General features: G+C 74.4%; 22 protein-coding genes. 17 read left to right on the top strand and 5 right to left on the bottom strand.

The annotated features are described in order from the left end of the window. The first annotated feature begins 121 nt into the window (after positions 1 to 121). The 7 genes from NH2_RS10860 (at position 122) to NH2_RS10835 (ending at position 4,368) form a co-directional block, all read left to right on the top strand. On the top strand, positions 122 to 949 hold the full coding sequence (locus tag NH2_RS10860) for an alpha/beta fold hydrolase (RefSeq protein ID WP_067652084.1): 828 nt from the start codon (positions 122 to 124) through the stop codon (positions 947 to 949). 15 nt (positions 950 to 964) lie between these two features. Continuing rightward, a complete protein-coding gene (locus tag NH2_RS30155) occupies positions 965 to 1,087 on the top strand; it encodes a hypothetical protein (RefSeq protein WP_281202020.1) in 123 nt (40 codons plus the stop codon). Between the two features lie 19 nt (positions 1,088 to 1,106). Then, entirely contained in the window at positions 1,107 to 1,460 is a 354-nt protein-coding gene (locus NH2_RS10855; protein ID WP_067652081.1) for a hypothetical protein, read from the top strand. 19 nt (positions 1,461 to 1,479) lie between these two features. Further along, positions 1,480 to 2,433, top strand: a complete 954-nt coding sequence (locus NH2_RS10850) for a helix-turn-helix domain-containing protein (protein WP_067652078.1) — start codon at positions 1,480 to 1,482, stop codon at positions 2,431 to 2,433. A gap of 97 nt (positions 2,434 to 2,530) precedes the next feature. Further along, the gene (locus tag NH2_RS10845) at positions 2,531 to 3,136 is read left to right on the top strand and encodes an AraC-like ligand-binding domain-containing protein (protein ID WP_067652074.1); all 606 of its coding nucleotides are present in this window, start codon (positions 2,531 to 2,533) and stop codon (positions 3,134 to 3,136) included. A gap of 1 nt (position 3,137) precedes the next feature. Then, positions 3,138 to 3,464: a hypothetical protein gene (locus NH2_RS29195; RefSeq protein WP_067652071.1), complete on the top strand. Its 327-nt coding sequence runs from the start codon at positions 3,138 to 3,140 to the stop codon at positions 3,462 to 3,464. Continuing rightward, positions 3,448 to 4,368 carry an AraC family transcriptional regulator gene (locus tag NH2_RS10835; protein WP_067652068.1) on the top strand — a complete coding sequence of 307 codons (921 nt, stop codon included), beginning with the start codon at positions 3,448 to 3,450 and terminating at the stop codon, positions 4,366 to 4,368. The genes NH2_RS29195 and NH2_RS10835 overlap by 17 nt, the downstream gene beginning before the upstream one ends. Before the next feature lie 167 nt (positions 4,369 to 4,535). Here NH2_RS10835 and NH2_RS10830 read toward each other — a convergent pair whose 3' ends face one another. Beyond that, positions 4,536 to 4,868: an STAS domain-containing protein gene (locus NH2_RS10830; protein ID WP_067652065.1), complete on the bottom strand. Its 333-nt coding sequence runs from the start codon at positions 4,866 to 4,868 to the stop codon at positions 4,536 to 4,538. Between the two features lie 160 nt (positions 4,869 to 5,028). Here NH2_RS10830 and NH2_RS10825 point away from each other — a divergent pair, with 160 nt between their 5' ends. Continuing rightward, positions 5,029 to 5,442, top strand: a complete 414-nt coding sequence (locus NH2_RS10825) for an ATP-binding protein (protein WP_067652062.1) — start codon at positions 5,029 to 5,031, stop codon at positions 5,440 to 5,442. A 16-nt stretch (positions 5,443 to 5,458) separates the two neighbouring features. Here NH2_RS10825 and NH2_RS10820 read toward each other — a convergent pair whose 3' ends face one another. Beyond that, positions 5,459 to 5,731, bottom strand: coding sequence for a VOC family protein (locus NH2_RS10820; RefSeq protein WP_067652059.1), 273 nt, complete (start codon positions 5,729 to 5,731; stop codon positions 5,459 to 5,461). A 201-nt stretch (positions 5,732 to 5,932) separates the two neighbouring features. Here NH2_RS10820 and NH2_RS10815 point away from each other — a divergent pair, with 201 nt between their 5' ends. The 3 genes from NH2_RS10815 to NH2_RS10805 are packed head-to-tail and all read left to right on the top strand — an operon-like array spanning position 5,933 to position 9,900. Next, a complete protein-coding gene (locus NH2_RS10815; protein ID WP_067652056.1) occupies positions 5,933 to 7,378 on the top strand; it encodes a type III PLP-dependent enzyme domain-containing protein in 1,446 nt (481 codons plus the stop codon). Beyond that, positions 7,375 to 8,694, top strand: a complete 1,320-nt coding sequence (locus tag NH2_RS10810) for a pyridoxal-phosphate dependent enzyme (protein WP_067652053.1) — start codon at positions 7,375 to 7,377, stop codon at positions 8,692 to 8,694. Before NH2_RS10815 ends, NH2_RS10810 begins: the two co-directional genes overlap by 4 nt. 6 nt (positions 8,695 to 8,700) lie before the next feature. After that, positions 8,701 to 9,900, top strand: a complete 1,200-nt coding sequence (locus NH2_RS10805; protein ID WP_245650503.1) for an aminotransferase class V-fold PLP-dependent enzyme — start codon at positions 8,701 to 8,703, stop codon at positions 9,898 to 9,900. On the opposite strand, the gene NH2_RS10800 is transcribed toward NH2_RS10805, so the two are convergent. After that, complete coding sequence (locus tag NH2_RS10800; protein WP_067652050.1) at positions 9,901 to 10,770, bottom strand: class I SAM-dependent methyltransferase; 870 nt, start codon at positions 10,768 to 10,770, stop codon at positions 9,901 to 9,903. Between the two features lie 89 nt (positions 10,771 to 10,859). Between NH2_RS10800 and NH2_RS10795 the strand changes: the two genes are divergently transcribed. The 6 genes from NH2_RS10795 to NH2_RS10770 all read left to right on the top strand — a co-directional run bounded on the left by NH2_RS10795 (position 10,860) and on the right by NH2_RS10770 (position 16,707). Then, the gene (locus NH2_RS10795; protein ID WP_067652047.1) at positions 10,860 to 11,840 is read left to right on the top strand and encodes a permease; all 981 of its coding nucleotides are present in this window, start codon (positions 10,860 to 10,862) and stop codon (positions 11,838 to 11,840) included. Continuing rightward, entirely contained in the window at positions 11,837 to 12,544 is a 708-nt protein-coding gene (locus NH2_RS10790; protein WP_067652044.1) for a TIGR03943 family putative permease subunit, read from the top strand. The genes NH2_RS10795 and NH2_RS10790 overlap by 4 nt, the downstream gene beginning before the upstream one ends. A 163-nt stretch (positions 12,545 to 12,707) precedes the next feature. Next, a complete protein-coding gene (locus NH2_RS10785; protein WP_067652041.1) occupies positions 12,708 to 13,196 on the top strand; it encodes a DUF1269 domain-containing protein in 489 nt (162 codons plus the stop codon). Between the two features lie 12 nt (positions 13,197 to 13,208). Continuing rightward, positions 13,209 to 13,868 carry a GAP family protein gene (locus NH2_RS10780; protein WP_067652038.1) on the top strand — a complete coding sequence of 220 codons (660 nt, stop codon included), beginning with the start codon at positions 13,209 to 13,211 and terminating at the stop codon, positions 13,866 to 13,868. Continuing rightward, on the top strand, positions 13,865 to 15,538 hold the full coding sequence (locus NH2_RS10775) for a SulP family inorganic anion transporter (protein ID WP_067652035.1): 1,674 nt from the start codon (positions 13,865 to 13,867) through the stop codon (positions 15,536 to 15,538). The genes NH2_RS10780 and NH2_RS10775 overlap by 4 nt, the downstream gene beginning before the upstream one ends. A 110-nt stretch (positions 15,539 to 15,648) precedes the next feature. Further along, entirely contained in the window at positions 15,649 to 16,707 is a 1,059-nt protein-coding gene (locus tag NH2_RS10770; RefSeq protein ID WP_067652563.1) for an NAD-dependent epimerase/dehydratase family protein, read from the top strand. On the opposite strand, the gene NH2_RS10765 is transcribed toward NH2_RS10770, so the two are convergent. Both NH2_RS10765 and NH2_RS10760 read right to left on the bottom strand, forming a co-directional pair. Next, a complete protein-coding gene (locus NH2_RS10765; protein WP_067652032.1) occupies positions 16,708 to 17,778 on the bottom strand; it encodes a sensor histidine kinase in 1,071 nt (356 codons plus the stop codon). Continuing rightward, positions 17,771 to 18,448: a response regulator transcription factor gene (locus NH2_RS10760; protein WP_067652029.1), complete on the bottom strand. Its 678-nt coding sequence runs from the start codon at positions 18,446 to 18,448 to the stop codon at positions 17,771 to 17,773. Before NH2_RS10760 ends, NH2_RS10765 begins: the two co-directional genes overlap by 8 nt. Positions 18,449 to 18,452 lie beyond the last annotated feature (4 nt).

Raw genomic sequence — 18,452 nt, 5'->3', positions numbered from 1 at the left:
GACAGCGCACCTGCTCGCTGGGTACAGAACCGTGCGCGCACACGCAGCTCGCGGCGCCCGCGCCGCCCTACCTTCGGCCGGGTCAGGGCTGAGCGCCACCACCGGACCGCGAGGGCGCACCATGCCGATCCACACCACCGCCGACGGCACCGAGATCTACTACAAGGACTGGGGCCGCGGCCGCCCGGTCGTGCTGAGCCACGGCTGGCCGCTGAACGCCGACAGCTGGGAGGGCCAGCAGCTGTTCCTGGCCGAGCACGGCTACCGGGTCATCGCGCACGACCGCCGCACGCACGGCCGCTCCACGCAGAGCTGGGACGGCAACGAGATGGACACCTACGCCGACGACCTGGCCGGGCTCATCGAACACCTGGATCTCACCGAGCTGACGCTGATCGGCTTCTCCACCGGCGGCGGCGAAGTCGCCCGCTACCTCGGCAGGCACGGCAGCGCCAGGGTGGCGCAGCTGGTGCTGGTCGCCGCGGTGCCGCCGTTCATGCTGCGCACCGAGGACAACCCCGGCGGGGTGCCGATCGCGGTCTTCGACGGCATTCGCGCCAATTCGCTGGCCGACCGCTCGCAGACCTACCGCGACCTCGCCGACGGCCCCTTCTTCGGCAACAACCGCCCGGGGCAGCACCCCTCGCAGGGCATGCGCGACGCCTTCTGGCGGCAGGGGCTGCAGGCGGGTGCGCGCAATGCCTACGAATCCATCGCCGCCTTCTCCGCCACCGACTTCCGCCCCGACCTGGACGCCATCGACGTCCCGACGCTCGTGATCCACGGCGACGACGACCAGGTGGTGCCGTTCGAGGTCGGCGGCAAGGCGTCGGCCGCCCGCATCCGCGGCGCCGCGCTGACCGTGTACCCCGGTGCGCCGCACGGCATCACCGACACCCACCGGGACGAGCTGAACAAGGATCTGCTCGCCTTCCTCCGCACCGCCTGAAACAGGAGAACCGTCATGGCACCCGATACCGTCGTCCTGGTCCACGGGCTGTGGGTCACCCCACGCAGCTGGGAGGAGGTCGCCGACTACGCCCTGAACTGGGCGCTGGAGCACGCCCGCACCCCCGCGGAACGCTGACCGGCGGCCCGGACCGCCGGTGTCACCCGGCCCCGGCCCCGGCGACCGGGTCACGCTGCCCCGGATCCGCGGCTACCTCCGCGCGAACCTGGGCGACCCGGCGCTCTCGGCCGAGCGGATCGCCGCCGCCCACGGCCTGCCGGTAGCCGCGCTGCGCGGCTGGGCCGCGGGCAACGGCGTCGACCTCGAGCGCTGGATCGCGGCCGAACGGCTGCGCGCCGCGCGCGAGGCGCTCCGCCTCGCCGCGGCGCCGCCGGACGAGGCGAGCGCGCTGCGCGCAGGCTTCACCGGGTACGACGCGCTGAATCGTGCTTTCCTCGACAGCTACGGCATCGGTGTGCGGCAATGGTGGGAGATCCGGCATGAACAATGAGAAGAGCTGGTGAGCGGGGATGGCCGTCGTCTTCCACTCCGCCGAGCTACCCCGTGGTGACCGCGCCGACGCCACGCACTCGGCGTTCCTGGACCAGATCTGGCCGACCACGGTCCGGCTCACCGACGCCTGCGCGGCCGATTCCATCCTGGAGACCTGGGATTTCGGCCGCACCAGCATCTTCCAGTCCCACCTCACCGGGCTGTTCCTGAACCGGAGCCGCAGGCAGGTGCGCGACGGCCCGTCCGAGGTGCTCACCATCGCGCGCCAGCACCGCGATATCGGCCACCACGAGCAGTTCGGCGTCCAGCACACGGTGTCGCCGGGCGAGCTCATGGTGGTCGACATGAACGAGCCCTACGAGTTCCACTGGTCCGAGCGCGGCAGCTCGCAGGCGCTCTACCTGCCCATCGCCGAGATCGGGATGCCGAGGGACGTGGTGGTCGCCGCGGCCGCCCGGCTCCCGGCCAGCCCGCTCTACGGCCTCATGAGCGCGCACATCCGGGATCTGGTCGCCGCCGGTGATCGGGTGGGCGGCAGCGCCGCCGACACGCTCAGCGACGCCTCCGTCGACCTGACCCGCGCGCTGCTCGCCTCGGCCTACGGCGCCGAGTACGGCCGCGCTGCCATGCACGACGCCCTGCTGCCGCGGATCCGCGGGTACATCCGCAGGCACCTCGCCGACCCCGAGCTGAGCCCCGCGACCATCGCCCGCGCGCACGACATCTCGGTGCGCACCCTTCTCCGGCTCTGCGCCGCCGCCGAGTTCGGGCTGGAGCAGTGGATCACCACGCACCGGCTGGACGGCGCGCGGGCCGAGCTGGCCCGGCCCGAGCTGCGCGGGCTCCCGGTGGCGGTGATCGCCCGGCGCTGGGGCTTCACCAACCCCTCGCACTTCGGCCGCCGCTTCCGGGAGCTGTACGGGCTGACTCCCGGCGCCTGGCGCAGGCTCGCCGCCGAGCCGCCGCCCTGACGGCTGCCCGCACGGCTCCGTACCCAGCGTGCCAACGCCGGGCGGGGCGCCACAACCGGGCGTACGGTATGTGAACCCGCTGCACCAGGAGAGACGCATGGCTGTGATCGTCGGCGGCACCCGCTGCGACCGCTCGGCCGAGCCCGCGACCGCCCGCGGCGTCTTCCGCCGCAACAGCCCGGTCTCGGCCATCGACTTCGACACCTCCGGCGCCACCCCGGTCTGCGTGGAGGCGTGGAGCTTCGGCAGCGTGAGCATGATCCGCACCGCGGTCTCGGAGATCCGGCTGGCCCGCTCGCCGCGCGACATCTCGCACGGCCCCACCGGCAGGCTCGGCCTCGCCGTGCAGGAGCGCGGCATCGGCCGGTTCGAGCAGTTCGGGTTCGCGCACGTGGTGTTCCCCGGCGAGCTGCTGCTCGCCGACCTGGACGCCCCCTACACCTTCCGCTGGTCCGGCGGCGGCAGCTCGCGCTGCGTCCGGATCCCGGTCGCCGCGCTGGAGATCCCGCGCGCCGAGCTGGCCCGCGCCGCTCGCGCGCTGCACGCCAGCCCGCTCTACGACCTGGCCCGCGGCCACATCGCGCGGCTGAACATCGCCAGGGCGGGCGAGGTCTCGCGAGCCGCGGGGGAGGCGCTCGGCACCGCGACCATCGCGCTCGCGGACGCGCTGCTCTGCCCGGCCCGCCGCACCGGGCGGGGGTGACATGGCCGTCGTCCACCAGCACGCGAGCCCGCCCCGCCGGGACCGGGAGGACGCCGCCGAGACCGCCATCCAGGCGGCGGCCCGGGTGTGCCGCGCGGCCGGGTTCAGCATCGAGCAGCGGATCATCACCGCGCGGCCGGGAGGCCCCCACCGCGAGCCTGCCCGCCCGGAGACCGCGGCCGTGGCGACCGGGAACAGCGCCGGGCGCTCGGGTCTGGGCGCTCTCTCGTACTCCGGCCGCCGCTTCCGCGCGCACTACGGGCCGCCCCCGCGCACCCGGCGCGACCTGGCCCGGTTGGAAGCGGCCGAGCGTGCCGCCCCCGCCTGAGCCCGGCCGCGGCTGCCCCGGGCTGGCCGCGCGCGTCACCGTCACCGGCACGCACCGCGGCCGCGGCGAGACCAGCGCCGAGCACCACCCGCTCGGCGACGGCGCCTGGCTCACCCGGCTGCGCTACGCCGGGCTGGCCGCCAGCTCCGCGCGCGAGCACCGCACCGACCCGTCGGCCCGGATCGTCTCGGTCGCCGTGCTGACCCCGGGGGAGTGGGCGCTGACCGCTCGCGGCATCGCCGTCCCCGCCGACCCCTCCCGGCCGACGCTGATCGCGCTCGACCAGTCCGGGCCCTTCGACTTCCGCGGCCACGGCAGTGGCTCGGCCGTTCTCGTGCACATCGGCCACGCCCGGCTCACCCTCTCCATCGAGACGGTGCACCGGGGTCTCGACCACCTGCACCCCGGCCTCGCGCTCTACCCGCTGGTGCGCAACCACCTGCAGCAGCTGGGCGCGGTGGCGGCCGAGGCGCCCGCACTGCTGCCCACCCTCGGTCCCTCCACCATCGCCCTGATCCGCTCGCTGCTGATCAGCGCCGCCGATGCCGCGCGGGGGGAGCTGCCGGAGCGCACTCCGATTGCGGCCGTCGAGCGGTACATCGCCGACCATCTGGACGAACCCGGGCTGTGCGCGGAGCGGATCGCCGCCGCGCACTGCATCTCCGCACGCCAGCTCTACAAGATCTGGCCCGCCGGGAACGGCCCGCTGGCCGGGTACATCACCGCCCGCAGGCTGGAACGCGCCCGCATCACCCTGCGCACCCAGCCGCACCTGAGCATCGCCGAGGTCGCGCGCAGGCACGGGTTCGCCCACCCCACCCACTTCAGCCACCGCTTCCGCGATGCCTTCGGCTGCTCGCCCTCGGCCTGGCGCCGGGGCCACCGGCATCCGGCCGACGTCTGATCGGTGCGCGGGACGGCGTCGATGAGCCGGAACCCATCACCGCGGGCACCGTCCCCGCAGCCGCGCGGGCTGCCCCGCGCCCGCGCCGTCTCCATCAGGGCTCGGTCCGCTCGACCGTGAACCCCGGCCCGACGGCACAGCCGCGAGATCGGCTGTGCGCGACCGCGCTATCCGGCGAGCGCCGCCGCCAGGTCGTCGTAGACCTCGAGCACCCGGTCCAGGCCGGTGACGCCGAGCGGGCGGCGCACCGCCGGCGAGGCGACGACCCGCAGCCGGGCCCGGTGATGCACGTCGACCAGCACCTCCAGCCCGGAGGAGTCGAAGAATTCGATGCGCGAGAGGTCGAGCACGGTCGGGAGCCCGGCCGGGTGCTGCGCCTCGTCCAGGGCCTGCCGAAGCCGTGCGGCGGTGACCATGTCGACCTCGCCGGTGGCGGTGACCACCACGGCGGCCTCCCGCGTGTCGGTCGCGATCTCGAATCCGGACCACTGCTGCCCCATGCCGTCCTCGCCCTTCGCCCGCGCCCCGCACCGATTTGTCGCAGGCTTACCCAGTGCCAGGCGGCTCTATCGGCGCTGGTGGTGACGTCACACCGGCGGCCGGGGCGCAGGTGTGATTCGGGAGCGGGCGGGTACGCCCCCGAACGACGAGGAGGAGTGCATGACCGGATCCGAGGGAGACCAGCCCGCGCTGCGGGTCGAGTTCCCGGCCGCCGCCGAGGAGTTGCCCGGAGTGCGCGGGCGGCTGCGCAGCTGGCTGGCCGGTGCCGTCGCGGACCCGGATCGCGCCTACGACCTGCTGCTCGCCGCCGGGGAGGCGTGCACCAACTCCGTCGAGCACGGCCACCGCGGCGACCGCAGCCCGATCCGGCTGGTCGCCGAGGTGCGGCGCGGCGAGGTCCGGATCACCGTCACCGACAGCGGGCGCTGGATTCCGCGTGCCACGATCCGCGAGTCGAGGGCCGACCGGCCGCGCGGCCGCGGCCTCGCCCTCATGCGCGAGCTGACCACCCGCACCCGCCTCACCATCCTGGACTCCGGCACCACCGTCGAGCTCTGCGCTCCGGCCGGCTGAACGCTCGGCTGAGCGCTCACCGGTGGGCGCGGATGTCGACGGCCCGCCCGTCCGGGTCGTAGGCGGTCATCGTCCACTGCGTCGGCAGCGTCTCGATCCGCCCCGTCGGCCGCCCGGCGCCCACGACCCGCGCGCCGCCGACATCGAGGACGGCGATGCGCGGAGCGGAGCCGGTGGCCGCCCGGGCGAAGGTCTCGCGCGCGCCGAGCGCGCCGGTGTAGAAGGCGACGAGGCGGTCGAGTTCGGGGGTGGCGAGCGTCAGGTGGTTGATGCCGAGCAGCTGGATCATGGAGGGCCGAGCATAGCCCGAGCCGGCGCTGCCACCCGCCGTAGCCTGGAAACCGTTGCCGGAAGCCGCATCTGACGCAGCTCTGAGCTGGATGTTTGCGCCAGCACTTGCGGAGTCGGGGCGAATCGAGACATCGTTGTTACGAACGACAACCATTTGCACCTGAATCGTGGTGCGACGGGGGAGCTCGAAGGGGGTGCCGTGGACGCGGAGCTGGTCCTGAGACCGCGGGTCGATGGTTTGCTGACCGAGGTGCTCGCCGCCCCGGCGCGGCTGGCCGAGCTGGTCGACGCACTCGGCTCGCCGCTGAACCTGGTCCTCCCGCAGCGGCTGGCCGAGAACGCCGCGGCCTTCGGCGCGGTCTACGACCGGCACCGGCTGAGCGGCACGGTCTACTTCGCGCACAAGGCGAATCGGTCGAGCGCGCTGGTCCGGGAGCTCGCGGCGACCGGCTGCGGCATCGATGTGGCCTCGCTGGGGGAGCTGCGGCACGCGCTCGCGGCCGGGTTCACCGGCGACCGGATCATGGCGACCGGCCCCAAGGACCCCGAGTTCCTGTGGCTCGCGGCCCGGGTCGGCGCAGTGGTCGGCGCGGACTCCACGCAGGAGCTGACCGCGCTGGCCGGGCTCGTCGCCCGCTTCGGCCTCGACCCGGTGCGGGTGATGATCCGGCTCGGCGGCTTCGACTCGCCGGGTGTGCCCATCCTGAGCAGGCCGAGCCGCTTCGGCGTGCACGCGGGCGAACTGCCCGCGGTGCTCGACGTCCTGGAGCGGCACCGCACGGAGCTGCGGCTGCTCGGCACCGCCTTCCACCTGGACACCACCGGCATCGAGGAGAAGGCGCTCGCGCTGGAGGGCTGCCTGGTGGCGATGGGCGCGGCGCTGGACCGCGGCTTCGCCCCGACCGCCATCGACATCGGCGGCGGCTTCGGCGTGAACTACCTGGCCGCGCGCCAGGACTGGGAGCGCTACACCACCGAGCTCGGCCGCGCGGTGCTCGGCAGACGTCCGCCGCTGACCTGGCAGAACCACGGCTACGGGCTGCGCGCGGAGGGCGGAACGCTGCGCGGCGGGCTCGGCCTCTACCCGGCGCACCGCAGGCTCGCGGGCCCCGGCTACCTCGCCGAGCTGCTCGCGCACAAATCCGCGGCGCTGGGCAGACCGCTGGCCACGCTGCTGCTGGAGAACCTCTACGACCTGCACATCGAGCCCGGCCGCGCGCTCACCGACCAGTGCGGGCTCACCCTCGCCGCGGTGGCCGAGGTCCGCACCCTGCACACCGGCGACACCCTGGTCCGGCTCGCCGCCAACTCCCGCGACATCAGCACCGAAGACCATGCGGTGCTGATGGATCCGCTGCTGCTGCCGCGCCGCCCCGAGCCGGGTGCACCGGCCGCGGTCTACCTCGGCGGCAACCTGTGCCTGGAGGACGACTTCCTCACCCGGCGCGCGGTCGTGCTGCCGCAGCTGCCCGCGCCGGGCGACCTGCTCGCCTTCGTGAACACGGCGGGCTACTTCATGGATTTCGCCGCGGGCCCCGCGCTGATGCAGCCGCAGGCCCGCACGGTGGCGGTGTACGCCGCGGCGGGCGGCTGGGGCTGGTGCCTGGATGAGCAGTATTGGCCGGGGAAAGGTGACCGATCGTGAAGTTCGAGAGCATTCTCGATGTCGTCGGCGACACGCCGCTGGTGCGGATCGCGCCGGAGGTGCACGGGCTGACCCGCATCGACCTCTACGCCAAGCTGGAGATGCTCAATCCCTTCGGCTCGGTGAAGGACCGGCCCGCCTGGAACATGGTGCGCGACGAGCTGCCCGGTGCCGTCGAGCGCGGGGCCGCGGTGGTGGAGCTCTCCAGCGGCAATACCGCCAAGGCGCTGGCGGTGATCGCGGCCATGCACGGGCTGCCGTTCAAGAGCGTCACCAATCGGATGCGGGTGCCGGAGGTCAAGGATCTGTTGCTGCTGCTCGGCGCGCAGATCGAGGAGCTGCCCGGCCGCACCGAGTGTCTGGACCCCACCGACACCGAGGATCCGCTGACCCGCATGTACCGCTCGCTCTCCGAGGACGGCGCCGGCTACCTGCACACCGACCAGTACTTCAACCCGCGCAATCGCGACGCGCACCGGGCAGGCACCGCACCGGAGATCATCAAGGACCTGGACGGCCGCGGCCCCGACATCTTCATCGCCTGCGTGGGCACCGCGGGCTCCTCGACCGGGGTGGCCGGGGTGCTGCGCGAGGCGAACCCGGCGGTCTCGGTGCTCGGGCTGGTCGCGGCCAAGAGCGACTTCATCCCCGGCATCCGCAATATCGACGAGGTCAACGAGGTCGGGCTCTTCGACCCGGCGCACTACGACGGCATCGACGCGGTCAGCGCCGAGGAGGCGATCGAGGGCATGCTGGTGCTGAACCGCCGCTGCGGCATTCTCGGCGGCCCCACCTCCGGCGCCGCCTACGCCGGTGCGCTGCGGCACCTGGCCGCGCTGGACGCCACGCTCACCGAGCGCCGCACCGCCGTTTTCATCGTGTGCGATCGGGTCGAGAGCTATATGAGCTACATCCGCAAACGCCGCCCCGACCTGTTCAACCAGCCGGAGCGCGCCGATTCGGTGGGCACCGTCACCGATGCCGAGCTCGCCGCCGTGCCCCAGCTCGACGTCGCCGCCGCCAGGGACTGGATCGCGGCGGAGCGTCCGCTCGTGGTCGACCTGCGCGGCTCCTTCGCCTACACCGCCCGGCACATCCCGGACTCGATCAATATCGTCGACGAGCTCTTCGGCGAGCTCACCCGTGGCGGGCTGCCGTTCGGCGCCACCCGCCCGGTGCTCCTGGTCTGCCCCATCGGCGAGCAATCCGCCCGCTACGCCGCCCTGCTCGCCCGGCTGGGGCACCGCGACGCCCGCAGCCTGCGCGGCGGCGTCGTGGCCTGGCGGGACGCGGGCGCACCGCTGGTCAGGGACTGAATCGCCGTGCCCGAGACGCTGACCCGGCTCGCCGACTGGCAGCGCGAGCTGCGCGCCCAGTTCCCGATCATCGCGGGCAACCCGGACCTCGCCTACCTCGACAATGCCGCGACCACCCAGAAGCCCGCCGCGGTGCTCGACGCCGTCACCGCGTACCTGACCACCGGCAATGCCAATGCCGCGCGCGGGGCCTACCCGTGGGGGACCGCCACCACCGCCCGCATCGAGGCCGCCCGCGACCGGGTCCGAAAGGCGCTCGGCGACAGCGGAACCGACTCCAGCGTCGAGTTCGTCGACGGCACCAGCGGCGGGCTGCGCGCGGTGGCGGGGGACTGGCTGGCCGGGCAGTTGCGCGATGGCGACGAGATCATCGTCCCCTTCGGCGACCACGAGGCCAACCTGCGGCCCTGGCTCGACCTGCGAGACCGGCTGCAGCGCGGCGGAATCAGCATCCGGGTGCGGGCGCTGCCGGTCGACCCGGCCTCCGGCGACTACGACCACCGCGCGCTGCCCGCGCTCGTCGGCCCGCGCACCCGATTCGTCGCGGCCACGCACGTGCACCACGTGTTCGGCGCGGACATGAACCTGCACCGGGTGCGCGCCGCGGTCGGCCCCGGGGTGCCGATCTGCGTGGACGCCGCGCAGGCCGTCGGGCACCGGCCGGTCGCGGTCGACGAACTCGACGCCGATTTCGTGGTGTTCTCCGGGCACAAGATGCTCGCGCTGCCCGGGATCGGCGCGGTCTGGGCGCGCAACCGGCTCGGTCCGCGATTCGAGCTCGGCGGCTGGCGCGGCTCTCCGAACACCGCCGGGATCGTGAGCCTCGCGGCCGCGTTCGACTGGCTCGATGCCGCCGGGCTGCCCGAGATCCTCGCCTGGACAACGGCGCTCGGTGCCCGGCTCACCGACGGGCTGCGCCGCTTCCCGGACGTCGAGGTGCTCGGCTGCCGGGACAGCCTGGCCGCGGACTCGCCCGTGCAGCGGCGGGAGGGCATCGTGACCTTCCGGCACGCCCGGGTCCGCTCCGACGACCTCGGCTTCGTGCTCGCCGACGAGGGGATCATGGTGCGCGCCGACAGCCACTGCCAGGCCGGGCGGGACTCCCGCGACCACGCGGTCCGGGTGAGCGTGCACGTCTACAACACGCCGGAGGAGATCGACCGGGTGCTCGAGGTGGTCCGGCGCTGCGCGGAGATGCCGAGCTGATCAGCGCTCGGGCTTGCGGCCGCGGAAACCGGTGCGCGCGGTGAGCAGGGCGAGGTCGGCGCGGTGGCCGAGCCAGGCCGGTGCCGCCGGGTCGAGCAGCCGGGCCCAGGCGGCGGCGTCGTCGGCGGTGAGGAACGGCCCGGCGCGGCGCACCCGGGCCGCCAGCTCGGCCAGCACCACCGCGCGGACCTCGCTGGTGAGCGGCGCCGGAATGTCGACGAGCGCGGTGAACGCGGTGACGTCGGAGAGCCCGGCAGCGGTGAGGATTTCGGCCCAGCCGCGGGTGGGCCTGCGCGCACCCGGCCTGCCGAAGAACCACTGGGTGAAGTGCCGGTCGTGCGCCTCGTCGAGCCGCACCTCCAGCCCGGGGCGGCCGATGCCGGTGTCCCAGGGCAGGCAGCGGGTCGGCAGCCCGCTCTCGGCCAGGCACAGCACGCCGCCGGGGCGCAGCAGGCCGAGCAGCGCGCGGGCGGCGGCGTCCCAGTCGCGGGTGTGGTGCACGCACCACGACGACCACACCGCGTCGGCTCGCTCGGGTAGCGGCGGGGTTCCGTCCTCGATGTCGTGGCGGATCGGGCGGATTCGGCCGGCCACACCCGCCTGCTCCGCGGCCGCGAGCGTCGCGGCGAGCATGGAGTGGTCGAGATCGACCGCGTAGACGCGCCCGTGCTCGCCGACGGCCTGCGCCAGCGCGACGGTGGCGGAGCCCGCGCCGGGGCCGATATCGACCACGACATCGCCGGCGCGCACCCCGAGCGGCTCCAGCAGCCGGCGGGTGGCGTCGAGGTAGACCGCCTCGGCCGCCGCCGGGTCGTCGGTCGAGGTGCCGGTGCCCGGCTTGCCGGTGCGCTGCTGCTCGCTGGTCGTCACGGTGGTGATATTACTGAATATGATTTTCAGTGTGGCGGCGGCTCGCTGGGCGGTCAGGGTTCGGCGAGCCGATCTTCTCGAGGGGGTGCGTGGTGGTCGTGCGTGAGGGGTTGCGGCGCCCGTCGTCGACCTGGCTGCTCGCCGGTCTGGTGATCGCCGGGGTGCTCGCGCAGGGGGTGCTGGCGGACGCGGTCGCCGCGTCGGTGCGGGCGCGGGCCGCGTTCACCGTCTTCGCCGGGGTGTTCGTGCAGGCGGTGCCGTTCCTGGTGCTCGGGGTGGTGCTGAGCGGTCTTGTCGCCGCGTTCGTCTCGCCGCGGCTGATCGGTAAATTCCTGCCGCGCAACGAGACCGCGGCGATCGGCGTTGCCGGGCTGGCGGGCGCGGCGGTGCCGGGGTGTGAGTGCGGGGTGGTGCCGGTGGCGCGGCGGCTCGCCGATCAGGGCGCGCCCGGCGCGGTGGCGCTGGCGTTCATGCTGTCGGCGCCCGCGATCAACCCCATGGTGCTCGTCGCGACGGCGGTCGCGTTCCCCGGCGAGCCGGGGATGGTGGCGGCGCGGTTCTGCGGCTCGCTGGCGACGGCGGTGGTGATGGGGCTGCTGTGGTCGCGGCTCGGCAGCCCCGGCTGGATGACGCCGACCCCCGCGCACCTGCACGACACCGCCGGGCGCACCCGGTGGGAGGTGTTCACCGAGGCGGCACGGCACGATCTCGTGCAGGCGGCGGCGTTCCTCGTGGTCGGGGCCGCCGCGGCGGCACTGCTGCACGTCGCCGTGCCGCCGGGCTGGTACGAACATCTCGCCGGGCAGATGGTGCTCGCGGTACTCGTGCTCGCCGTGCTGGCGGTGCTGCTGGCACTGTGCTCGGAAGCGGATGCCTTCGTGGCGGCCGGCATGTCCGCGCTGCCGCTGCTGCCCCGGCTGGTGTTCCTGGTCGTCGGCCCCGCCGTCGACGTCAAGCTCTTCGCGATGCAGTCGGGGACCTTCGGCCGCGCCTTCGCGATCCGGTTCGCGCCGGTGACTTTCGCGGTCGCCGTGGTGTGCGGTACCGCCGCCGGGCTGGTGTTCCTGTGAGGCGCGAGACCGAGAATCTGCTGCTCCTGCTCGTCGGCGCCGCCATCCTGGTGATCACGCTGAACGGCAGCTACCTGCGCTACGTCAAGGCCGGGCTGTACCCGTTCCTGCTGGCCGCCGGGGCCGGTTTCGTGCTGCTGGCGCTGATCGCCATCGCCCGCGATCTCCGCAGCGGCGGGCGCGCTGTGCCGCACGGCCACGGCCGCGCGCCCTGGCTGTTGCTCGTCCCGGTGCTCGCCCTGCTGCTCATCGCGCCGCCCGCCCTCGGCTCCGAGGTGCTGGTGACCGGGTCGGCGGTGCGTCCGGCCGAACCCGCCGCGGGCGCCGCCCAGCGCGCCCTCCCGTCGCTGCGGGCCGGGGACGCACCGCGCTTGCAGATCGTCGATCTGGTGAACCGTGCGGTGTGGGACACCTCCGGCTCGCTCGACGGGCGCGAGGTGCGGATCAGCGGGTTCGTCGCCCGCACCGGCGCCGAGGTCGACCTCGTGCGGGTCGTCATCAGCTGCTGCGTCGCCGACGCCCGCTATGTGTACGTGCACCTGGCCGGGCTGCCGCAGGCGGTCGAGGACGATACCTGGATCGAGGTGCGGGGTGTGGTCGAGCCGGGGAGTGCCCGGCGCGACCCCGGGCTCGCCCCGACCGTGCGGGTGGTGGGTTCCGAGCGGATCGAGATCCCGGAGATGCGTTACGAATACGCCCGCTGAGTGCGCACCGCGAATCCCCGCCGACCGGTCGCCCGGGGGTGCACCCGTTCCGGGTGCACCCCGGGTATCACCCGATTCGGGCGAGGCGCCCGGCTCCCGCGATTCCTAGCGTCGACCGCGGGCGGGCCGCCGGTCCGCGCCCCTCGACGAAAGGACCTCTCCCGTGGCCACCACCCTGACCGTCTGGAAGTTCCCCTCCGCCACCGGTGCCGAGGAGGCGCTGCACACCCTGGAGGAGTTGCAGCGCGAGAAGCTCATCGCGGTGCACGACGGGGCGATCGTGACCTGGCCGGAGGGCGCCAAGAAGCCCAAGACCCACCAGCTCAACTCGCTGACCGGCGCCGGGGCGCTCGGCGGCGCCTTCTGGGGGCTGTTGTTCGGGCTGCTGTTCTTCGTGCCGCTGCTCGGCGCGGCGGTCGGCGCCGGGATCGGGGCGCTGACCGGGGCGCTCACCGACGTCGGGATCGACGACGGCTTCATCGCCAGGGCGAAGGAGAAGATCACCCCCGGCACCTCGGCGCTCTTCGTGCTCACCTCCGACGCGACACTGGACCGGGTGCACGAGCGCTTCGCCGGCCAGCGGGCCGAGCTGCTCTCGACCAACCTGTCGAACGAGCAGGAAGCCAAGCTCCGCGACGTCTTCGCCGCCTGACGGGTTCCGGTCGTGCTGAGCGCCGTCGGGCAGCTGCTGCCGCTGGCGGTCGGGGTGGCGATCTCGCCGATCCCGATCGTCGCGGTCGTGCTGCTGCTCATGTCCCGCAATGCCGCGGTGACCAGCACCGGGTTCGCGGTGGGGTGGGTCGCCGGGATCACCGCGGTGCTCGCGGTGGTGACGACGGCCGCGGGGGCGATCCACACCGGCGGCGACTCCGCGCCGTCGCCGGGGGTCGCCTGGGCCAAGATCGGGCTCGGGGTGCTGCTGGTGGCGCTGGCCGTCCGGCAGTTCCGCGCCCGCACCGATCACGCGACACCGGGCTGGATGACCGCGATCGACCGCATCACCCCGGCCCGCGCCATCGGGCTCGGGGCGGCGCTCGCCGCGCTCAACCCGAAGAACCTGCTGCTCTGCGTCTCGGCGGGGCTGCTGCTCGGCACCGCCGGGCTGGCGGTGGGGCCCGCGATCGGCGCGGGCGCGGTCTTCGTCGTGCTCGCCGCGACCACCGTGGTGGTTCCGGTCGTCGGCTACCGGCTCGCGGCCGACCGGCTGCGGGCCCCGCTGGAGGCCGCGCAGCGATGGCTGTCGGCGAACAACCACCTGGTCATGGCGATCGTGCTCGCGCTCATGGCGGCCTCGCTGATCGGCAAGGGGCTGGAGGCGCTGTGACCGCGGGCCGGTGGCCGGTCTTCGGCTCGCTGAGCGGCTACCGCCGCGGCTGGCTACGGCCGGATCTGCTGGCCGGGGTGACGGTCTGGGCGGTGCTGGTCCCGGAGGCGCTCGCCTACGCCGGGATCGCAGGCGTCGACCCGGTCGTCGGGCTGTACGCGGCGGTGCCCGCGCTGCTGCTGTACGCGGCGGTCGGCTCCTCCCGGCACCTGGTGGTCGGGCCGATGTCGGCGACCGCCGCGCTCTCCGCCGCCATCGTCGCGCCTATCGCGGGCGGCGACCCGGCCCGCTACCTTGGGCTCACCACCGCACTGGCCCTGGTGACCGGCGCGGTGGCGGTGCTGGCCGGACTGGCGCGGCTCGGCTTCGTTGCCGCGTTCATCTCCGAACCGGTGCTGAAGGGATTCATCGTCGGGCTCGCCCTGACCATCCTGATCGGCCAGGTGCCCGCCCTGCTCGGCATCGACGGCGGGAGCGGGAACTTCTTCGAGAAGGCCGCGGCCGTCTTCGGCGACCTCGGCGAGCTGCAGGCCGCCACCGCCGTGCTCGGCGGGCTGAGCCTGGCCGCGGTGCTCGTGCTGCGCCGGTGGCTGCCGCGGGTGCCGGGGTCGCTGCTGGTGGTGCTGGCCGGGATCGCCGCCGCGACCTGGCTGGAGCTGCCCGAGCGCGGGGTCGAGGTGGTCGGGCACATCGACCCCGGGCTGCCCGCGCCCGGGCTACCGCAGGGGCTCGCGGCGCACGACTACCTGGAGCTGCTCGGCCCCGCGCTCGGCGTGGTGCTGATCGGCTTCGCCGAGGGGCTCGGCGCGGCCAAGACCTACGCCGCCCGCGCCGGGTACCGCGTCGACCCGAACCGGGAGCTGACCGGGCTCGGCGCGGCCAACCTCGGCGCCGGGTGCTGCGCGGGCATGGTCGTCAACGGCAGCCTCTCCAAGACCGCGGTCAACGGCGCCGCGGGCGCCCGCAGCCAGGCATCCGGGCTGGTGGTCGCGGTGCTGACGGTGCTGACGCTGCTCTTCCTGACGGGGCTCTTCGAGAACCTGCCCGAGGCGGTGCTCGCCGCGGTGGTCATCGCCGCGGTGCTCGAGCTGATCGACTTCCCCGCGCTCGCGGGCTTCTACCGGATCTGGACCCGCCGCCTCGGCGCGCTGTACGGCCCCGCCGCTCGCGTCGACTTCCTGGCCGCCGCCGCGGCGCTGGCCGGGGTGCTGCTCTTCGACACCCTGCCCGGGCTGCTGATCGGGGTCGGCGTCTCGGTGCTGCTGCTGCTCTATCGCGCCTCCCGCCCACACGTCGCCGCGCTGGCCCGGCGGGACCCGCTGTGGCTCGACCGCGCCCGCCACCCCGAGCTCACCGCCCCCGAGGACGCCGTGGTCGTGCGCGTGGAAGCCGGGCTCTTCTTCGCCAATGCCGACTGGGTCGCCGATCACGTCCGCGCGCTCGTCACCGACCGCACCCGCGTGGTCGTGCTCGACGCCGAGACCTCGCCGTTCATCGACGTGACCGCCGCCCGCATGCTCAGCGAGCTCTCCGGCGGGCTGGCGGCGCGGGGCATTTCCCTGCGGGTCGCGCGCAACGTCGGGCAGACCCGCGACGTGCTGCGCAGGCTCGCCGAGCAGGGGATCGAGATACCCGTCTACGCGACCGTGGACGAGGCGCTCGGCGCGTGATGCCGCGGCTGTGGCGGTGAACTCCGTCGGCTCGTCGCCAACCGTGACGAAACGATGACGTCCGGGCGGTCGCCGTGACCCGGGGCCCGCGCGCGGACAGAATCGGCCCCATGACGCTCCGCATACTGCTGACCGGCGCCGCCGGGTTCATCGGCGCGCAGGTGCACCGCACGCTCACCGCGGCCGGGCACGACGTGGTCGCCGCCGACCTCATGCTCCCGGCCGCGCACGGCCCCGGCGCCCCCGCGCCCGCGGGGGTGCATCGGGTGGACGTGCGCGACCGCGACGCGCTGACTCCGCTGCTGCGCGGCATCGACGTGGTGTGCCACCAGGCCGCGGTGGTCGGCGCGGGGGTGAGCGTCGCCGACGCTCCCGCCTACGCCGCGCACAACGATCTCGGCACCGCCGTCCTGCTCGCGGCCATGGCGGAGAACCGGTGTGAGCGGCTGGTTCTCGCCTCGTCGATGGTCGTGTACGGCGAAGGCCGGTACCGCGATGCCGGGGGCGAGCTGGTCGACCCGGCACCCCGCGACCGCGCCGACCTCGAGGCCGGGCGCTTCGACCACCGCACCGATGGCACCGACCTGGCCTGGGAGCTGGTCCCCGAGGACGCCCCGCTGCGCCCCCGCAGCCTCTACGCGGCGAGCAAGGTCGCCCAGGAGCACTACGCGGCGGCCTGGTCGGCCGCGACCGGCGGCACGGTCACCGCGCTGCGCTACCACAATGTCTACGGCCCGGACATGCCGCGCGACACCCCGTACTCCGGGGTCGCGGCCATCTTCCGCTCCGCGCTGGAGGCGGGGCACGCGCCGCGCGTGTTCGAGGACGGCGCCCAGGCCAGGGATTTCGTGCACGTCACCGATATCGCGGCCGCCAACCTCGCCGCCGCCGAGCAGCCGCTGACCGGGTTCACCGCGCTGAACGTGTGCTCGGGGCGGCCGATCACCATCGGCGAGGTCGCCGCGGTGCTCGCCACCGCGCGCGGTGGCCCGGCGCCGGTGGTCACCGGGGAGTTCCGGCCCGGCGATGTCCGGCACATCGTGGCCAGCCCGGAGGCCGCGCAGCGCGCGCTCGGCTTCACCGCGCGGGTGCGCCCGGCGGACGGGCTGGCCGAATTCGCGTTCGCGCCACTGCGCGGAGCGGCGGGAGCCGGTGCGCCGACGGCGTGATCACCCGCGGGGCACCGCGGCGCGCGGGCCGAGCGAACCGGCGGCCGGCGTTCGGACGAGCGGCAGCCGGACCTCGAACCGGCACCCCTGCTCCCGGTTCTCGGCGCTGATCGCCCCGGCGTGCGCGTGCACCAGCCCGGCGGCGATGGCCAGCCCCATGCCGCTGCCCGCGGGCAGCCCGCCCGCGGCGACGGGGGAGCGGGCGGCGGTGCCGCGGTAGGCGATGTCGAAGATGCGCGGCAGGTCGGGCTCCGCGATGCCGGGGCCGGTGTCGTCCACCCTGGCCCAGGCGTGGCCGTCGGCGGTGCCCGCCGAGATCGCGACCCGGTCGCCGGGCGGGGTGTGCGCGATGGCATTGCACACCAGGTTGCTCAGCACCCGGACCAGCGCGCGGTCGTCGGCGGCGACGGTGATCCGGGTGCCCGGGTGCTCGGCGTGCAGCGCGATGGCGGCGCGCTCGGCGGTGGGGCGGTTGGCGGCGAGCACCTCGTCGACGAGTTCGCGCAGGTCGACCGGGCCGAGCTCGAGCCGGAGCGCGCCCGCGCTGATCTTCGACATGTCGAAGAGGTCGTCGACCATGCCGCCGAGGCGCTGCACCTCGCGGCCGATCTGCCCGGCGTAGCGGGTGACGTCGGCGCCGCCGGTCACCACGCCGTCCGCGAGCGCCTCGGCCATCGCCCTGATCCCGGCCAGCGGGGTGCGCAGGTCGTGGCTGACCCAGGCCACCAGCTCCCGGCGGGATTGCTCCGCGGCCCGCTCCTGATCCCGGATCTGCCGCTCCCACACCGTCTTCCTGGCCTGCTGCCGCCCGAGCAGCACGGCCGCCGGAATGGTGACGGCGGCGACGACGCCGAGCACCACCAGCGTGTGGTGCAGCTCGTCGGTGAACATCAGCCCGCTCACCGCGACCATCCCGGCCAGCGCCGAGAGGGTCGGGATCAGCACCAGCACCACCATGCTGGTGGTGAGCGAGCGGGTCCCGGTGACGCGCAGCACGATCGCCCCGGCCAGCACCACCGGCAGCGACCCGGCCGCGGTGTAGCCGATCAGCTGGAGCGTCGAATCATCCATCGGACGGCTCCCGGCGCCAGGCGTAGCCCCTGCCCCACACGGTGTCGATGCGGTGCTCGGCGCCGAGCTTGGCACGCAGCCGCTTCACGTGCACGGTCACCGTGGAGAGATCGCCGAACTCCCAGCCCCAGACCCGGGCCAGCAGCTCCGCCCTGGCGAAGACCGCGCCCGGGTGCCGGAGCAGGAACTCCAGCAGGTCGAATTCGCGCGGGGTCAGCTCGACGGTGGCGCCGCGCACGGCGACCGAGCGCGCCGCCGGGTGCAGCTCGATCGGGCCGTCCCGCACCGGTCCGGCCGGTGCCGCGGGCCGGGCCCGGCGCAGCACCGAGGCCACCCGCAGCGCGAGTTCGCGCGGGCTGAACGGCTTGGTCACGTAGTCGTCGGCGCCCGCCTCCAGCCCGAGCACCCGATCCTCCTCCGCGCCGAGCGCGGTGAGCAGGATGATCGGCAGGTCGGGGCGGGCGCCGGCGCGGATGGCCCGGCAGAGTTCGATGCCGTCCGGGGCGGGCATCATGACGTCGAGCACCGCCAGCCGCACGTCGGCATCGCGCAGCGCGGCGGTGGCGGCGGCGCCGTCGGCGCTCTCGATCACGGTCAGCCCGTCGCGCTCCAGGTAGCGGCGCACCACCTCACGGACGACGGGGTCGTCGTCGGCGACCAGAATGCACACGGTG

This window comes from Nocardia harenae NBRC 108248, from assembly GCF_001612885.1.
GTDB classification, from domain to species: Bacteria; Actinomycetota; Actinomycetes; order Mycobacteriales; family Mycobacteriaceae; genus Nocardia; species Nocardia harenae.
This window is presented reverse-complemented; position numbering and strand designations above follow the sequence as displayed.

Bases quoted from the DNA above. Each gene is read 5' to 3' on its own strand.
- NH2_RS10860 (WP_067652084.1), top strand. From the start codon at position 122: ATGCCGATCCACACCACCGCCGACGGCACCGAGATCTACTACAAGGAC.
- NH2_RS30155 (WP_281202020.1), top strand. From the start codon at position 965: ATGGCACCCGATACCGTCGTCCTGGTCCACGGGCTGTGGGTCACCCCA.
- NH2_RS10850 (WP_067652078.1), top strand. From the start codon at position 1,480: ATGGCCGTCGTCTTCCACTCCGCCGAGCTACCCCGTGGTGACCGCGCC.
- NH2_RS10845 (WP_067652074.1), top strand. From the start codon at position 2,531: ATGGCTGTGATCGTCGGCGGCACCCGCTGCGACCGCTCGGCCGAGCCC.
- NH2_RS29195 (WP_067652071.1), top strand. From the start codon at position 3,138: ATGGCCGTCGTCCACCAGCACGCGAGCCCGCCCCGCCGGGACCGGGAG.
- NH2_RS10830 (WP_067652065.1), bottom strand. From the start codon at position 4,868: ATGGGGCAGCAGTGGTCCGGATTCGAGATCGCGACCGACACGCGGGAG.
- NH2_RS10825 (WP_067652062.1), top strand. From the start codon at position 5,029: ATGACCGGATCCGAGGGAGACCAGCCCGCGCTGCGGGTCGAGTTCCCG.
- NH2_RS10820 (WP_067652059.1), bottom strand. From the start codon at position 5,731: ATGATCCAGCTGCTCGGCATCAACCACCTGACGCTCGCCACCCCCGAA.
- NH2_RS10770 (WP_067652563.1), top strand. From the start codon at position 15,649: ATGACGCTCCGCATACTGCTGACCGGCGCCGCCGGGTTCATCGGCGCG.
- NH2_RS10765 (WP_067652032.1), bottom strand. From the start codon at position 17,778: ATGGATGATTCGACGCTCCAGCTGATCGGCTACACCGCGGCCGGGTCG.